The sequence below is a fragment of the Limnohabitans sp. G3-2 genome, assembly GCF_002778275.1.
GTDB lineage: Bacteria > Pseudomonadota > Gammaproteobacteria > Burkholderiales > Burkholderiaceae_C > Limnohabitans_A.
In genome coordinates, this window is record NZ_NESG01000006.1 from 212514 (window position 1) to 227540 (window position 15027).

The window sequence follows — 15027 nt, forward strand, 5'->3', positions numbered from 1 at the left end:
TCTAACCCGGATCGACCCTCAGGAGACACACCATGAAAGTCAGCGACATCCTCCGCGTCAAAGGCGGTACCCTGTTCACGGTCCAATCGGACGAGCTTTTGGGTCGCGCCATGACCGACATGGCCGAAAAAGACCTGGGGTCTTTGGTCGTGATGGCCAAAGGGGCCTTGGCGGGCATGCTTACTTTCCGGGAGGTGATCCTGCAAATCGTCAAAAACGGCGGTCAGGCCGGGGCCTCTTTGGTGAGCGATGCCATGGATGCCCAACCGCTGACCTGCACGGGTGAGACCGATATTGACGATGTGCGCCGCATGATGCTGGAGCACCATGCCCGCTACATGCCGGTCATGGAGGGCCACATGCTGATGGGTGTGATCAGCTTTTACGACGTGGCCAAAGCTGTGGTGGATGGCCAGAACTTCGAAAACAAGATGCTCAAAGCCTACATCCGCGACTGGCCCGAAGGCTCGGCCCCCGAGGCCGAAGACGTCAAACTCTGATTCTTTCCGCTGGCGGCCCCCCGCCCTCACTTAGTAGGAGCGAGCCCCTGCTCGCGAATGCTCGAACTGCCCAAGCGTGCACCAATTCGGCCGCAGGGGCGGCCTCCCACAAAATACCTTCTCCATCTGTGGGAGCGAGCCCCTGCTCGCGAATGCCCGAACTGGCCCAATGTGCGCAGATTCGGCCGCAGGGGCGACCTCCCACGGGGAACCAAGCGCGGGTCCATTCATTCTGTGGGAGCGAGCCCCTGCTCGCGAATGCTTGAACTGCCCCAGCGCGCACCAATTCGGCCTCCCACACAACACGAAGCGCCGCTCTGGGATAATGGCTTCATGAGCGGCAATACATTCGGACATCTTTTCTCGGTCACCAATTTTGGTGAATCCCACGGCCCGGCCATTGGCTGCGTGATCGACGGCTGCCCTCCGGGCATGCCCTTGAGTGAGGCCGACATCCAGCCCGATCTGGACCGACGCCGCCCTGGCACCAGCAAATACGTCACCCAGCGCAACGAGCCCGATGCGGTGCAAATCCTCTCAGGTGTGTACCAGGGCCTGACGACCGGCACCCCCATTTGCCTGCTGATCCAAAACACCGACCAGCGCAGCAAAGACTACGGCGACATCCTGCAAACCTTCCGCCCGGGCCATGCCGACTACACCTACTGGCGCAAATACGGCCTGCGCGACCCGCGAGGCGGTGGCCGCTCATCGGCTCGCCTGACCGCCCCCATGGTGGCTGCCGGCGCAGTGGCCAAGAAGTGGCTCAAGGAAAAGTTTGGCACCACCTTTGTGGGCTGCATGACCCAAATCGGCGATGTGCCGATCGGCTTTGAGAGCTGGGACCATGTGCCGAACAACCCGTTTTTTGCACCGGTGGCCGATGTGTCGGCGCTGGAGGACTACATGGGCGCCCTGCGCAAGTCGGGTGACTCGTGTGGGGCTCGGCTGCGGGTGGTGGCGCGAGGCGTGCCCGTCGGTTTGGGTCAGCCCTTGTTTGACAAGATCGACGCTGACATCGCTTTCGCCATGATGGGCATCAACGCGGTCAAGGGCGTGGAGATCGGTGCGGGTTTTGGCTGTGTCACGCAAAAGGGCAGCGCCGCAGGCGACACGCTCACGCCAGAAGGCTTTGTCGGCAACAACGCGGGTGGCGTGCTCGGCGGCATCAGCACCGGGCAAGACATTGAGGTGGCCATTGCCGTCAAGCCCACCAGTTCCATTTTGATCGCCCGTGAATCGATTGACTCAGCGGGCCAGCCGACCGAGGTCATCACCAAAGGCCGTCATGACCCGTGCGTGGGCATCCGTGCCACGCCCATTGCCGAGGCGATGCTGGCCCTGGTGGTCATGGAGCACGCTTTGCAGCACCGCGCGCAGTGCGGTGATGTGTCGCACGACCTGGCCCCGATTCCAGCGGCCAAGCCCTGATGCCTTTGTTTGTGGGCGCGAGCCCCTGCTCGCGAATGCTCGATCCCTTGCCCCGAGCGCAGATTCGGCTGCAGGGGCAGCCTGCTACAAGGGAAGCCTCCTACAGGGGCTGTGATGGTCTATGACTGAGCGGCGGCAGCTCTTGCCATTTGCCGCCTTGTCGGCGAGCTACTTTGCGCACATCGGGTTCTTCAACCCCTACTTGCCGCTGTGGTTGCAAGACATGGGGCTGAGCCTGCTGACCATCAGTGTGCTCACGGCTGTGCAAGCCACCACCCGTTTGTTTGCCCCTTACGCCTGGGGCGCTTTGAGCGACCGCACGGGCGAGCGTGTGAAGCTGCTGCGCATCGGCGCAGGGGTGGCGTTTGCCTCGGCTTGCCTGCTGTTTTGGGATTGGGGGCCTTTGGGCCTGGGCTTGGTGTTGTTGCTCATGTTCACCCACACCAGCGCCATGATGCCCATGAGCGAGGCGGCCATGGCCCACTTGGTCAGTCAGGGGGGTGCTTTTGACACCAAGCGCTATGGCCGAGTCAGGCTGTGGGGCTCCATGGGGTTTTTGATCACGGTGTTCGTTGCCGGGGCCTGGTTCGAGGCCTTTGGCATGCAGCATTTTCCAGCTTGGACGGTGTTGACTTTGGGGGCTGTTTTGCTCAGCGTGGGGTGGATGCCGGACGTGAAAGAGTCGAGCCACCATGCCCAAACCCATCTGCCTGTGCGGCCGGTGCTCAAGCAAAAACCGGTGCAATGGTTTTTTGCATCCACTTTTTTGCATGTGTTGTCGCACATTGGCATTTACGTGTTTTTTTCCCTGTACCTCGATTCATTGGGTTACAGCAAAACCATGATCGGCTTGCTGTGGGCGGTGTCGGTGGCGGTTGAAATTGTGTGGTTCTTCAGCCAATCGCGCTGGTTGCCGCGCATGCCCCTGACGGCTTGGCTGGTGCTGTGTTCGGCCACCATGCTGCTGCGCATGGGCATGACAGCGGCTTGGGCGGATGTGCTGTGGGTGCTGCTGTTGGCGCAAACGCTGCATGCCATCACATTCGCGACCCACCACACGGTCTGCATCGCTTTGATTTCGCACCATTTCCCGGGCCGTTTGCGTGGCCGGGGCCAAGCGCTCTACACCGTCATCGCTTACGGTTTTCCGGGCGTGATCGGCGCTTTGCTCGGCGGGCTCATCAGCGAGCATTGGGGTTTGCGCAGCGTGTTTGTGCTCAGCGTTGTCACCAGTGCCGTGGCCACGGCAGCCGCCTTCAAAGTCTGGCGCTTGCAGCACCCCCGGCTGCCTTGAGTCCGGTACCCCCAGATCGATCGGTCATGAGCCCACCCACGATTCATCCGGCGGATTTGCCCCATTTTTTGCCTGAGGCCTTGGCCCTGTCTTTGGCGGGTGCTCAGCGCTGCGTCAGCACACACCAGCAGGCCAAGACCGTCTGGCACGTGTGGGGCGATGCCTCGCAGCCGGTGGTGGTTTTGCTGCATGGCGGCAGCGGGAGCTGGACGCACTGGGTGCGCAACATCGCGCCTTTGCGCCATGCCGGTTACCGCGTGCTGGTGCCCGATTTGCCAGGGTTTGGCGACTCGGATCTGCCTGCAGGCTGCACCGATGTGGATCACTTGCCAGAGCATTTGCACGCGGGCTTGTTGCAGTTGCAAGGCGAGGGGATGTGCGGGCAAGGGGTCCATTTGGCGGGTTTTTCGTTTGGTGCCATGGCTGGGGCCTTGTGGCTGGCGCAATACCCGCAGGATGCCGAGCAACTGGTGTTGGTGGGTGCGCCCGGCATGGGCCTCACCGTCCCTGAGCGCGTGCGTCTCAAGGGTTGGCGGCATTTGCCCACCCTTGAGGCGCAAGTGCAAGTCCATCGCCACAACCTGATGGCCTTGATGCTGCAAAAGCCCGAGTCGCTGGACGGGCTGGCGCTGAGCCTGCACACGGCCAATGTGCAACGCGACCGTATGCCCCGCAGGCGCTTGTCGTCGACCGATATCCTGGCGCAAACTTTGCCGCGCATTCAGTCAAGGGTCAGCGCCATTTATGGCGAGCACGACGCTTTGTACCGAGGCCGATTGCCAGAACTGCAATCGGCCATGCCTGCTTTGTCTGCGAATTGGGGGGGCTGGCAGACCGTGGCCGATGCAGGGCATTGGGTGCCTTATGAAGCCGATGCAGCGTTCAATGCCGCCTTGCTCAAAGAGTTGTTGTTTTGAAGTGCCGCCCTTGCGGGGACTGGGTTTTTGCAGGGACAAGGGAGCAAATCCCAGCCGCTGCATAGAAAATGCCATCAATGCCTGACTGTGTGCAGGCGCCTTTTGCGGAAAGTCTGCGCATGACCCCCCTTTTGAAAATCGATTTTGTCTCTGACATTGCTTGCCCCTGGTGCGCTGTGGGGCTGGGCGCGCTGGAAAAAGCCTTGGAGCGGCTGGACGGCCAGGTCCAGGCCGAGCTGCACTTTCAGCCCTTTGAGCTGAACCCCCACATGCCAGCGGGGGGACAGGATTTGGGTGAACACCTGACCGAAAAATACGGCTCCACGCCCGAGCAGCAGGCGCAAATTCGCCAAAACATTGCCGCACGAGGGGCAGAGGTGGGTTTTGAGTTCCACCCCGGTGGTCGGGGGCGGGTGTACAACACCTTCAATGCCCACCGTTTGCTGCATTGGGCCGAGGCCCAAGGCGAGGGGGCTCAGCATGCCCTGAAAAAATCCTTCCTGCAGGCCTACCAAGGCCGCGCCGAGTGCATGGAAGACGCCGAAGTTTTGTTGGCCGCCGTGGCCAGCGCCGGGCTGGATGTGGCGGCTGCCCGCGCGGTGTTGGACAGCGATGCCCATGCAGCCGAAGTGCGCGAGCGCCAGCAGTTCTACACCCAAGCGGGCATCCGCTCGGTGCCGGCCATCATCATCAATGACAAGCACTTGATCTCTGGCGGGCAGCCGGTCGAGGTGTTTGAGCAAGCCCTGCGCCGCATCGCCTCTGGCGAAGTGGGTTGAGCCATGAACCGGCATGACTGGGATGGGCCCGCGCAGTGGCAACGGCGAAGCGCGCTGGCTGGCTTGGCGCTCGCGGTGTCCGCGCCCCTGTTGTCGCTGCTGCCCCGCCCGGTGGGGGCGCAAACGGGCAGCGCATTGACCGAATTGGCCACGCTTTGGCGCCGAGAGGGCGGGGTGCTGTTGGTGCGCCATGCCGTGACCGAAGCGGGTTTGGGCGATCCGCCCGAATTTGTTTTGGGCCAGTGCCGCACGCAGCGCAACTTGAGCCCAGAGGGGCAACGCGCCTCGCGGGCCATGGGCGAGTGGGCCCGCGCCCAGGGCTTGAAGCCCGATGCGGTGCGAACCAGCCAATGGTGCCGTTGCCAAGACACGGCGCGTTTGGCGTTTGGGCAGTACGAAGACTGGCCAGCGCTCAACAGCACCTTTGCAGGCCAAGGCAACCCGGCAGCGCAAATCCAGGCCTTGCGCGAGCGCTTGCTGGCCATGCCCGCCGGGCGCACCGAGGTGTGGGTGACCCACCAAGTCATCATGACCGCCTTGACCGGCGCCTACCCCGAGATGGGCGAAGGCTTTTGGGTCGATGCCCAAGGGCGTTTGCGCGCGCGTGCGCGGGTGGCGGCATGAACACCGCCGCCTACCCGATCTTGACGGTGTATTTCGATGGCTCGTGCCCCCTGTGCCGCGCCGAGATCGCCATTTACCGCCGTTTGCCCGAGTCACAGGCCATGACGTGGGTGGACGTGAGTGCCGGCCAAGACTTGGGCGGTCTGAGCTGCCAAGCGGCCATGGCCCGCTTCCATGTGCGCGACAGCCAGGGCCGCATGTTCAGTGGCGCGGCGGCGTTTTCGCAGATGTGGCGTTTGTTTGCGGGCTGGCGCTGGCTGGGCTGGTTGTCGGCTTGGCCGCCCCTGTCTTGGTGTTTTGAACTCGGTTACCGCATGTTTTTGAAGGTTCGCCCGCAAATGCAGAAATGGGTGCGGCGTTGGTCTGAAGGCTAAAGGGTTTGAACATGTTCAATCGCGTGATTTCCAGTGTTTGGCCTTGGGGCTCGCTGTGGGGTGCGGGCGCGCTGATCGCTGCTTGCACGAACCTGGCGTTCGCCCAAGTGGGTGAGAAGGTGGCTTTGGGCGATTGGGCCCTGGACCGCACCGAAGTCACCATTGGCCAGTTTGAGCGCTATGTGCGCGCGACCGGCACCGTGACCCGCGCCGAAAAAGAGGGCGGTGGTTTTGAGTACGTGGGCGGATGGGTACGCCGTCCCGGTTGGTCTTGGCGCCAACCGGATGGCGTTTCAGCGAGTGCCGATTTGCCTGCGGTGCATCTGGACTTTGCCGAGGCGCAGGCTTACTGCCGCTGGGCCGGCGGGCGCCTGCCCACCGGCGCGGAATGGCAAAAAGCCGGCTTCACCGAGTTGCGCGACAAGCCACCGGCGCCTTGGGTCAAAGGCAAAACGTATGCCTGGAGCACGGGTGACAGCCCGCAAGGCGCGAACACCAGCGACCCCGACCCTTGGCCCCGGGCAGCGCCCGCCGGTGCCACGCGCCAGGGCGTGAATGGCTTGTACGACATGGGTGCCAATGTGTGGGAGTGGACCACCGATGAGCAGGGTGGCCAGCGGCGCACCGTGGGCGGCTCGTGGTGGTACGGCGCTTACAACATGAAGGCCGATGTCCAGGCCTTCAAGCCGGCGGATGTGTATGTGGTGTACCTCGGCTTTCGCTGTGCCTACGACCTGCCGCTCAACAAACCCAAGCCGAGCAAGACCCCTTCATGATGCTGTCCCTGCCTGAGGGCTATCGCGCCCTGGTGATCGGTGCGAGCGGCGCCATCGGCCAAGCCTTGCTGCGGCAGCTGCAAAGCGACCCGCGCTGCGCTGGCGCTTTGGGCGTGTCGCGCCAAAGCGAGCCGGGTCTGGATCTGTTGAACGAAGCCAGCATCGCCCACTGCGCCCAGTCGCTGGCCGGGCAGGGGCCTTTCCATCTGGTGCTGGACGCGACGGGCGCACTCACATTGAACGGCCGCGGCCCTGAAAAACGGCTGGATGAGCTGGACGCGGCGCATTTGCTGGCAGCGCTCCAGACCAACGCCGTTGGGCCAGCCTTGGTGCTCAAACATGTCGCGCCCTTGTTGGCGACGGGCCAGCGCGTCATCTGGGGCAAGTTGTCGGCGCGGGTGGGCAGCATCGAAGACAACCGCAAAGGCGGCTGGTACGGCTACCGCGCGGCCAAAGCCGCGCTCAACATGCTGTTGCAAACCGCTGCCATTGAAATCGCGCGGCGCAGGCCGATGGCTGTGGTCGCCGCTTTGCAACCGGGCACGGTGCAGTCCGCATTGAGCCAACCCTTCGTGGGCGACGACGCCCTCCCGCCCGATGAAGCGGCCCGGCGCTTGCTGAGCGTGCTGGACCACTTGCAGCCCACCGGGCGAGCGCAGTTTGTGGACCACCTGGGGCGGCACATCCCCTGGTGAAGGGGGCGTCAACGCTTCTCTATCAGCCCAGCGCCTTGGCGATCTTGTGTCGGGGCACGGTGGTTTTGGGGCACTGGCCTTTGGGCAGCTCAAACCACTGGCGCACATCGGCCTCCACGCCCACGCCGTGCATGTAGTTGTAGATGGCTTTTTTCAGGCCCTGGCCCAGCAGGTCGTGGTCCACGCCCGCAGGCATGGGGGTGGGATCGGTGAAGCCCACATCGTTTTTGGCGAACGTGCCTTCGGGCAGGGGCAGCAACGACACGCCATAGGCCTCGGGGTTTTGGCCCACGGGCGAATGCACGGTGCAGACAAAGCGGTGGAAAAAGCCGCTGTGGATGCAGCCGTTTTCAAACAGCTGGCGCACGTATTCGAGCGCGTCCACCGTGTCCTGCACGGTTTGTGTGGGAAAGCCGTACATCAGGTAGGCGTGCACCAGCACGCCCGCATCGGCAAAGCCTTTGGTGACCTGCGCCACCTGCTCGACCGAGACGCCTTTTTTCATCAGCGCCAGCAAGCGGTCAGACGCGACTTCGAGCCCGCCCGACATGGCAATACACCCGCTTTGGGCCAGCAGCTCGCACAGCTCGGGCGTGAAGGTTTTCTCAAAGCGGATGTTGCCCCACCACGAGATTTGCACGCCCCGGCGCAGGATTTCCTCGGCCAGCGCCTTGAGGGCTTTGGGCGGCGCGGCTTCGTCCACAAAGTGAAAGCCGGTCTGGCCCGTTTCGGCCACGATTTGTTCGATGCGGTCCACCAGGGTGCTGGCCTGCGCGGTCTCGTAGCGGCTGATGTAGTCCAGGCTCACGTCGCAAAAGCTGCATTTCTTCCAGTAGCAGCCGTGCGCCACCGTGAGCTTGTTCCAGCGCCCGTCGCTCCACAGCCGGTTCATGGGGTTGAGCATGTCGAGCAGCGACAAATATTGGTGCAGCGGCAGGCCATCCCAAGTGGGTGTGCCCACGTCTTCAAAGGGGATGTCGGGCTCAGCCAAGTTGATGTACTGCACTAGGCCTGCGGCATTCTGGATGAAGGTGCGCTGCAGGCGCTGAGCGCTGCGCTGGCCTTGCAGGTGCTCGATCAGGCTCAGCAAAGGGCGCTCGCCGCCGTCCAAGGTCACGAAATCCACATGGTCAAAGACCCGGGCGTCTTGGAGCTCGCGCAGCTCGGTGTTCACAAAGCCGCCGCCCAGGGCCATGCGGATGTGCGGGTGCGAGCGCTTGATGCATTGGGCGATGCGAAACGCCGCGTAGACCGAGCCGGGGAAGGGCACCGACAGCAGCACCAATGTGGGCTGGTGCCGCGCCACGGCCTGCAGCGCCAGGCGCTCCAGCGTGCGGTCGATCAGGTTGGGCGGCTGCGCCAGCGCTTCGGCCAGCGCGTCAAAGCTCGGTTGGCTGGCGGCCAGGCGCTCGGCGTAGCGCACGAACTCAAAGCCTTCGTCCACCGCGTCACGCAGCACATCGGCCAGGTCATTCAGGTACAGCGTGGCCAGGTGCCGGGCGCGGTCGGTCTGGCCCAAAGCGCCAAAGGCCCAGCCAATCGGGTCGCCTGTGCCGTCGTCTTCGTAGGCGTCGAGCGCCGCAAAGCGCGGGCCTTCGGGTAAAAAGCCCCGGCCTGCAATGCGGTGGCTCAGGGTGCTGTCGCGCCCTTGCAAAAAGGCGATCACCGGCGCGATGCTGACCGCGTAGTCATGAAAGTGGTCAAGGAAAAAGTTCACCGGGCCCGAGCGGTCTTCGACGGGCAGAGCCAGCGCCGCGTCGCGCAAGTCCGTCAGCCCCTGGCGGTTGAGCAAGGCCAGCACGGTGGCCAGTGCCAAGTCTTCTTGCACCGCATCGAAACCCCGTGAACGCAAAAAACCCGTCAGGTAGGCCGTTGAAGGGTAGGGCGTGTTCAGCTGCGTCATCGGCGGGATGAGGCTGAGCACTTTGAATGGGGTGGGGCTGGGCATCAGGCGAGCGGTTTTCGGATCAGTGGGGGGATTATCGACGGTCAAGCCACCTTCCCCCCTTCGGCCGCAGGGGCGGCCTCCTACAAAAGCCAGGCAGCCCTCTGCACTGGGCAAGCAGTCAGCTTCCCTCAAGGACAGCCTTCCACAGGGGGTTAACATCCAGCAGCCCACAAGTCTCCGCTCTTTTTCCAAATGACCCCCTCGCCCGAAGCGCCTCTGGACGCTGCCTTGCCTTTGTCTGCCTTGATGGTGCAGGCATCGGCACAGGCCCCACTCACCGCCACTCAGCAGCGCTTCAACGACTTGTTGGCCAGGATTGAGCGCTTGTCGGGCCAGATCCAGCGGCTGGAAAGTTGGTCGGACCGGCACCGCTATGGGCACATTCAGGCCCTGCGTGAATGGGTGATGCAGGCGCAGGTGCACCGCAAAAGCTTGCTCCTGTTTGTGCACGAACGCTTGCAAACCAGCGACTTCACCGACCGCCAGCAGCGCATGGCCCGGGGGCTGGTGCGTGGCTTGATCGCGCAACTGTCGGCCAGCGCCGACCCGCAAGTGCAGGCTTTGTCCGAGCTGTACGTGAGCGAAGAAGACACGCAGGAAGCCGCCGAGGAGCAGGCCGAGGCGGCGCAGCTGCTGCGCGAGCGCATCGAAGAAGCGCTGGGCCAGCCGCTCAACAAACCCAGCCAATACCAAACACCTGAAGAGATGATGCAGGCGGGCATGCGCCAGTGGCAGCAGCAGCAAGAGGCGAACGAGGCGCGCAAAGCGGCCAAGCGTGCCGCCCGCAAAGCCCAAAAACAGGCGCAAAAGACAAGCGCAGCCTCTGAAAAAGGCGACGTGCCCCTCGCCGTGCTGCGCGAGCTGGACGCCAAAAGCGCCATCCGCACCATTTTTCGGCAACTGGCCAGCGCCCTTCACCCCGACCGCGAGCCCGATGCGCAAGAGCGCTTGCGCAAAACCGGTTGGATGAGCGAGGTCAACGCCGCCTATGAAAAAAACGACCTGAGCACCTTGCTTCGCCTGCAAATGCAGGTCACGCAGGGTGGCACCCAAAGTACGGCCCGCATGGCCGATGACAAATTGATGGCCATGTCGGTCTTGCTCAAAGAGCAAGTCGCCGCACTCGAAGACGATCTGGACCAACTGCAAAGCCGCTTGAGCCGGGAGTTGTGTGTGCCCGTGCGGGCCGACGCGGACGAGGCGGTGATGGCCCAGTCGCTGCAGCGCCTGCAGGCCGATCAGCGCCACATCGCGGAAAGCTTGGTATCGGATTTGCGCCGCATTGAGAACGATGCCGAACTCAAGCGCTGGCTGAAAGAGCAGTGGCAGCTGGCTAAAGCCACTTCTGCATGAAGCTGGCCTGGCCCGCCGCAGGGTCCAGGGCATAGGGCTCAAAACCAAAGCCGAGGTAACTCTTCAAGGCCCGCGTGTTGCCCGTCAGCACTTCCAGTGTGAGCTTGCAGCAGCCACGCGCTTGGGCGTGTTGCTCGGCCGCGGCCAGCAAAGCCTGACCGACCCCCGCACCTCGGTGGCCCGGCAGCACGGCGATGTCGTGGATGTTCATCAGGGGCTGCGCTTTGAAGGTCGAATACCCCTCGATGCAGTTGACCAGTCCCACAGGCGCATCGTCCAGCCAAGCGATGAAGCTGGCCGCATCGGTGCGCGCGGCCAAGTCATCGCACAGCCGCGCTTTCACATCCTGCGCCAGCGCTTCGCCCCCACCCATCGGGTCTTGGGCATAGGCGTCCAGCAGCATCACCAAGGCTTGGCGGTGTGCAGGGTTCTGGTAATCAACGGGCAGGATGTGAAGCGGCATGGTCAGGCGTGGGCAGGGGACAGGAAGGAGCGCCCATTGTCCTGCACAGAAGCCATCACATGGCCGGCCAATTGGTGCGCCGTGATGGCCGACAAGGTCCAGCCCAAGTGGCCGTGGCCGGTGTTGTAGAACACATTGGCTTTCTTGCCTGCCCCCACACGCGGCAACATGTTGGGCATCATGGGGCGCAGACCGGCCCAGGGCTCCACACGGCGGGTGTCCACACCGGGGAAGCATTGGTTGACCCAGTTGACCAGCGGCTTGATGCGGTCGGCGCGGATGTCCAGGTCAATGCCGTTGAACTCGGCGGTGCCCGCCACGCGGAAACGGTCTGTGCCCAAACGGCTGGTGACCAGCTTGGTTTCGTCGTCCAGCAGGCTCACCTGCGGTGCGGCGGCCTGGCTGGTGGCGTCGTTCAAGCCCACGGTGATCGAATAGCCTTTGACGGGGTAGATGTTCAAGCGGTCGCCCAGTTGCTCGGCCAGTTTGCGCCCATGCACGCCTGCGCAAATCACGATGCTGTCAAAGCTGAGGGTCTCGCTCTGGCCTTGGTGCTGCACCTGCACCGTCGCGGTTTGGCCATTGGACGCGACATTCAGCACCTGGTGCTCGGTCAGGATCTTCACCCCCAGGCGCTCGCAAGCTTTGGCCAAACCAAAGGTGAACTTGTGGATGTCGCCTGTCGAGTCGCTTTCGGTGAAGTAACCACCGTAGTACTGGCCTTGCAGGGTCGGCTCGATGGCTTTCATCTCGTCTGGCGTCACGGCGCGGCGGGGCAGGCCGCCTTGGGCCAGCAGTTTGGAGACTTCGCCTGCGTGGTCAAAGCCTTTTTTGTCGCGGTAGATGTGCAAGATGCCTTCGCGCTTGTGGTCAAAGTCGATGCCTTCTGCTTGGGCCCAGGCAAAGTGGTGCTCGCGCGATTGAATGGCCAACTGGGCGGTGGCAATGGTGTTGTCTTTGTACTTGGGAATGGCGGCCACGAACTCGGCCATCCAGCTGAGTTTGTGCCAAGTGGGCGCGGGGTTCATGAGCAAAGGGGCATCGCTCTTGAGCATCCATTTGAGGCCCTTGACGAGGGTGGACGGGTGGGTCCAGACCTCGGCGTTGGAGGCGGACAGCTGGCCGCCGTTGGCGTACGACGTCTCCATGCCGGGGTAGCGGTTTTTTTCGATCAGGGTGACTTGCAGGCCTTGCTGGGCCAGGGCGTAGGCGGAGGTGACGCCCGTGATACCGCCGCCCACAATAACGATATGTCTTTTGACAATGGGATTTTTCATCGGATTTTCTCTCAGTGAAACGTCTCAAACGGATGGACGCACCGCACACCGCATGTGTGCAGAACGACCCCCTCTGTTTGAAACCTGAGAGATTCACCCGGCAGCCACAAAGGCTGGGGGCTTGCTCCTGCGGTGTGCCGGGGGACGAATCCCGGCAGCTCTTCAGAGTGCTTTGTTCACCACGGTCCTTTTGCCTGAGAGTTTCCGGGGTGGTTGCTCCTTCGGCGTTGAGGGCTGTTGGCCCCCAAGCTCTCCCACAGTGAACGTCGGACTGGTTCCGACTCGGGGCAACGGTTGCAAAACCGGCGTCGCCCCTGTGTTGCAGATTCTACGGCCTGAATTCAAGTCTGGCAGGCCCAAGACAAAAAATCAGTCGGTGAACTTCTGGTAGCTGGCCTCGTCGTGCAAGGCGTCCAGGTCCGACAGCTGGGTCAGCTTGACCTTGAAGAACCAGCCGGCCCCCAAAGGGTCGGAGTTGGCCAAAGAGGGGTCGCCGCGCAGGGCTTCATTGACCTCGATGATTTCGCCTGCGGCAGGCATGTGCACGTCGGCCGCGGCTTTGACCGATTCCACCACCCCGGCCACTTCTCGCGCCGCAAAAGTTTTGCCGATGTCGGGCAAATCCACAAACACGATGTCGCCCAAAGTGTCTTGGGCATGGACGGTGATGCCCATGGTGGCGGTCAGGCCATCGTCATTGCGCTTTAGCCAGGTGTGGTCTTCGGAGTATTGGATGGACATGTTGAACCATAAAAAAGCCTGGCCCTCAAAGGGCCAGGCGGTGTGAGATTGCGGGAAATTCTAGCTTTATTTGGCGTAGACCAGATCCCGCAAAGTCAAGGACAGGGCCGGCACATAGGTCACCACCATCAGGCAAACCAGGATCACCAGCACAAAGGGGATCAAGTCCTTGATGATGCGGTCCAGCGAGATGCGCGCCACCGTACAAGCCGCAAAGAGGTTCACCCCAAAAGGCGGTGTGATCATGCCCAAAGCCAGGTTGACCACCATGACCAGACCAAAGTGAACCGGGTCAATGCCGAAGTGCATGGCCACAGGGGCCAAGATCGGGGCCAGCACGATGATGGCGGCGCTGGTCTCGATGAACATGCCAATGAGGAACAAAGCGGCGTTGACACCCAGCAAGAAGTAAGCAGGTGACTTGAGCACGTCTTGCAACCAGTGGCCAATCGCTTCGGGCACACCCGCGCGGGTGATGAGGAAAGCGAACAAGCCCGCGTTGGCAATGATGAACATGATCACCGCGCTGGACAGCACCGATTTGCGCATGATGATGGCCAAGTCTTTCAGCTTGATCTCACGGTAAATCACGGTGCCGACGATCAGGGCGTAGAACACCGCCACGGCTGAGGCCTCTGTCGGGGTGAACACCCCGCCGTAGATGCCGCCCAGAATGATCACAGGCATCATGAGCGCCCAACCGGCTTGCCATGAGGCTTTGCCAAAGCTCAGCCGGCCCTCGCCGTCGTTCTTGCCCCAGCCTTTGTATTTGCAATAGATCCAGACCCAGAACATCAGCGCCAAGCCAATGAACAGGCCAGGGCCGAAACCGGCAATGAACAATTCACCGATCGACACTTCGGCACTGACGCCGTACAAGATCATGGGGATCGAGGGCGGGATGATCACGCCCAACTCGGCCGACGTGGCTTGCAAAGAAGCCGCGTAAGTGGTGGGGTAGCCGTGCTTGATGAGGGCTGGGATCAGGATGGTGCCGATGGCAAAAGTGGTGGCCACCGACGAGCCCGAGACGGCCGCAAAGATCATGCAGGTCAGCACGCAGGTCATGGGCAAGCCGCCTTGCACGCCACCCACGATGCTCTTGGCGAACTCCACCAGGCGGCGGGAGATGCCACCGGTTTCCATGATGTTGCCCGCCAAAATGAAGAAGGGGATGGCGGCCAGCGGGAATTTGTTGATCGAATTGAACATCTCTTTGACGGAGATGAGCATGTTGGCGTTGCCAATTTGGATGCCGACAATCGCCGACAAACCAATGGACACGGCCACGGAGATGGTGAGTGCAAAGCACAGCACCATGGTGCAAAGCATGACGACGCTCATTGTGCGGTCTCCAATTCAAGGCGCTGGGGATCGAGCCAATTGCCGATGATGCTGATCACGCTGAAACAGGCGCCCACAGGCAAAGCCATGTAGGCCCAAAACATGGAGACGTCTTCCAAGCCAATCATGGACTGAACCTTGCCGCGATTGGCGTAGTCCCAGCCCCACCAAAGGATGATGCAGACCAAGGTGAGCGCGGCCAAAGCCACGGCGGTGTCGAGGACTTTTTTCATGCGCGGGCCGCTCCAGCGGTAAAGCACATCCACGCTGACCATCGCACCCTGGCGGAAAGCCATGGGGATGCCCATGAAGACCATCCAAATGAGGCTGAAGCGGATGAGCACTTCTGTCCACTCCACCGGAACTTCGAGCACAAAGCGGGTGAAAATTTGCAGCATGCCCAAGAGGGATGCCAGTGCCAACATCAAGCAGGCTACAAGCATGGAGAACCCAGTGGTCCACTTTTCCATGCTCAGATAGAGCGAGCGCATAAAAAATCCTTCACGACAAA

General features: G+C 62.3%; 16 protein-coding genes and 1 riboswitch. Of the genes, 10 read left to right on the forward strand and 6 right to left on the reverse strand.

Annotated elements, in window-relative coordinates; translation table 11 throughout:
* Window positions 1–32 precede the first annotated feature (32 nt).
* From B9Z31_RS11355 to B9Z31_RS11395, 9 genes are all read left to right on the forward strand, one after another.
* Window positions 33–500, forward strand: coding sequence for a CBS domain-containing protein (locus B9Z31_RS11355; protein WP_100119668.1), 468 nt, complete (start codon window positions 33–35; stop codon window positions 498–500).
* A 333-nt stretch (window positions 501–833) separates the two neighbouring features.
* Window positions 834–1931, forward strand: coding sequence for a chorismate synthase (gene aroC / locus B9Z31_RS11360; RefSeq protein ID WP_100119669.1), 1098 nt, complete (start codon window positions 834–836; stop codon window positions 1929–1931).
* Window positions 1932–2052: 121 nt separating this feature from the next.
* A complete protein-coding gene (locus B9Z31_RS11365) occupies window positions 2053–3225 on the forward strand; it encodes an MFS transporter (RefSeq protein ID WP_100119670.1) in 1173 nt (390 codons plus the stop codon).
* 26 nt (window positions 3226–3251) lie between these two features.
* Complete coding sequence (locus B9Z31_RS11370; protein ID WP_100119671.1) at window positions 3252–4142, forward strand: alpha/beta fold hydrolase; 891 nt, start codon at window positions 3252–3254, stop codon at window positions 4140–4142.
* Between the two features lie 119 nt (window positions 4143–4261).
* Complete coding sequence (locus tag B9Z31_RS11375) at window positions 4262–4921, forward strand: DsbA family oxidoreductase (RefSeq protein WP_100119672.1); 660 nt, start codon at window positions 4262–4264, stop codon at window positions 4919–4921.
* A gap of 3 nt (window positions 4922–4924) precedes the next feature.
* The gene (locus B9Z31_RS11380; RefSeq protein ID WP_100119673.1) at window positions 4925–5545 is read left to right on the forward strand and encodes a histidine phosphatase family protein; all 621 of its coding nucleotides are present in this window, start codon (window positions 4925–4927) and stop codon (window positions 5543–5545) included.
* Entirely contained in the window at window positions 5542–5919 is a 378-nt protein-coding gene (locus tag B9Z31_RS11385) for a thiol-disulfide oxidoreductase DCC family protein (RefSeq protein ID WP_100119674.1), read from the forward strand. The genes B9Z31_RS11380 and B9Z31_RS11385 overlap by 4 nt, the downstream gene beginning before the upstream one ends.
* Before the next feature lie 11 nt (window positions 5920–5930).
* A complete protein-coding gene (locus B9Z31_RS11390) occupies window positions 5931–6695 on the forward strand; it encodes a formylglycine-generating enzyme family protein (RefSeq protein ID WP_100119675.1) in 765 nt (254 codons plus the stop codon).
* Entirely contained in the window at window positions 6695–7390 is a 696-nt protein-coding gene (locus B9Z31_RS11395) for an SDR family NAD(P)-dependent oxidoreductase (RefSeq protein ID WP_100119676.1), read from the forward strand. Before B9Z31_RS11390 ends, B9Z31_RS11395 begins: the two co-directional genes overlap by 1 nt.
* A gap of 22 nt (window positions 7391–7412) precedes the next feature.
* Here the strand turns inward: B9Z31_RS11395 and B9Z31_RS11400 are convergent, their stop codons facing one another.
* On the reverse strand, window positions 7413–9338 hold the full coding sequence (locus B9Z31_RS11400; protein ID WP_100119677.1) for a radical SAM protein: 1926 nt from the start codon (window positions 9336–9338) through the stop codon (window positions 7413–7415).
* Window positions 9339–9530: 192 nt separating this feature from the next.
* Here B9Z31_RS11400 and B9Z31_RS11405 point away from each other — a divergent pair, with 192 nt between their 5' ends.
* A complete protein-coding gene (locus B9Z31_RS11405; RefSeq protein WP_100119678.1) occupies window positions 9531–10691 on the forward strand; it encodes a J domain-containing protein in 1161 nt (386 codons plus the stop codon).
* Here the strand turns inward: B9Z31_RS11405 and B9Z31_RS11410 are convergent.
* From B9Z31_RS11410 to B9Z31_RS11430, 5 genes are all read right to left on the reverse strand, one after another.
* Complete coding sequence (locus tag B9Z31_RS11410; RefSeq protein ID WP_100119679.1) at window positions 10672–11154, reverse strand: GNAT family N-acetyltransferase; 483 nt, start codon at window positions 11152–11154, stop codon at window positions 10672–10674. The two genes, B9Z31_RS11405 and B9Z31_RS11410, sit on opposite strands and share 20 nt — an antisense overlap.
* 2 nt (window positions 11155–11156) lie before the next feature.
* On the reverse strand, window positions 11157–12431 hold the full coding sequence (locus B9Z31_RS11415; protein WP_100119680.1) for a D-amino acid dehydrogenase: 1275 nt from the start codon (window positions 12429–12431) through the stop codon (window positions 11157–11159).
* 172 nt (window positions 12432–12603) lie between these two features.
* Window positions 12604–12698, reverse strand: a riboswitch (glycine riboswitch).
* A 102-nt stretch (window positions 12699–12800) separates the two neighbouring features.
* Window positions 12801–13172, reverse strand: coding sequence for a glycine cleavage system protein GcvH (gene gcvH, locus B9Z31_RS11420; RefSeq protein ID WP_100119681.1), 372 nt, complete (start codon window positions 13170–13172; stop codon window positions 12801–12803).
* Between the two features lie 66 nt (window positions 13173–13238).
* Complete coding sequence (locus tag B9Z31_RS11425) at window positions 13239–14516, reverse strand: TRAP transporter large permease (protein ID WP_100119682.1); 1278 nt, start codon at window positions 14514–14516, stop codon at window positions 13239–13241.
* Complete coding sequence (locus tag B9Z31_RS11430; RefSeq protein WP_100119683.1) at window positions 14513–15007, reverse strand: TRAP transporter small permease; 495 nt, start codon at window positions 15005–15007, stop codon at window positions 14513–14515. The genes B9Z31_RS11425 and B9Z31_RS11430 overlap by 4 nt, the downstream gene beginning before the upstream one ends.
* Window positions 15008–15027: the final 20 nt, after the last annotated feature.

What these genes read in the sequence shown, in the direction of transcription:
- B9Z31_RS11355 (WP_100119668.1), top strand. Translation starts at nt 33, where the DNA reads ATGAAAGTCAGCGACATCCTCCGCGTCAAAGGCGGTACCCTGTTCACG.
- B9Z31_RS11425 (WP_100119682.1), bottom strand. Translation starts at nt 14,516, where the DNA reads ATGAGCGTCGTCATGCTTTGCACCATGGTGCTGTGCTTTGCACTCACC.
- B9Z31_RS11405 (WP_100119678.1), top strand. Translation starts at nt 9,531, where the DNA reads ATGACCCCCTCGCCCGAAGCGCCTCTGGACGCTGCCTTGCCTTTGTCT.
- B9Z31_RS11400 (WP_100119677.1), bottom strand. Translation starts at nt 9,338, where the DNA reads ATGCCCAGCCCCACCCCATTCAAAGTGCTCAGCCTCATCCCGCCGATG.
- B9Z31_RS11385 (WP_100119674.1), top strand. Translation starts at nt 5,542, where the DNA reads ATGAACACCGCCGCCTACCCGATCTTGACGGTGTATTTCGATGGCTCG.
- B9Z31_RS11415 (WP_100119680.1), bottom strand. Translation starts at nt 12,431, where the DNA reads ATGAAAAATCCCATTGTCAAAAGACATATCGTTATTGTGGGCGGCGGT.
- B9Z31_RS11410 (WP_100119679.1), bottom strand. Translation starts at nt 11,154, where the DNA reads ATGCCGCTTCACATCCTGCCCGTTGATTACCAGAACCCTGCACACCGC.
- B9Z31_RS11430 (WP_100119683.1), bottom strand. Translation starts at nt 15,007, where the DNA reads ATGCGCTCGCTCTATCTGAGCATGGAAAAGTGGACCACTGGGTTCTCC.
- B9Z31_RS11370 (WP_100119671.1), top strand. Translation starts at nt 3,252, where the DNA reads ATGAGCCCACCCACGATTCATCCGGCGGATTTGCCCCATTTTTTGCCT.
- B9Z31_RS11390 (WP_100119675.1), top strand. Translation starts at nt 5,931, where the DNA reads ATGTTCAATCGCGTGATTTCCAGTGTTTGGCCTTGGGGCTCGCTGTGG.
- B9Z31_RS11375 (WP_100119672.1), top strand. Translation starts at nt 4,262, where the DNA reads ATGACCCCCCTTTTGAAAATCGATTTTGTCTCTGACATTGCTTGCCCC.
- B9Z31_RS11395 (WP_100119676.1), top strand. Translation starts at nt 6,695, where the DNA reads ATGCTGTCCCTGCCTGAGGGCTATCGCGCCCTGGTGATCGGTGCGAGC.
- B9Z31_RS11380 (WP_100119673.1), top strand. Translation starts at nt 4,925, where the DNA reads ATGAACCGGCATGACTGGGATGGGCCCGCGCAGTGGCAACGGCGAAGC.
- gcvH (WP_100119681.1), bottom strand. Translation starts at nt 13,172, where the DNA reads ATGTCCATCCAATACTCCGAAGACCACACCTGGCTAAAGCGCAATGAC.
- B9Z31_RS11365 (WP_100119670.1), top strand. Translation starts at nt 2,053, where the DNA reads ATGACTGAGCGGCGGCAGCTCTTGCCATTTGCCGCCTTGTCGGCGAGC.
- aroC (WP_100119669.1), top strand. Translation starts at nt 834, where the DNA reads ATGAGCGGCAATACATTCGGACATCTTTTCTCGGTCACCAATTTTGGT.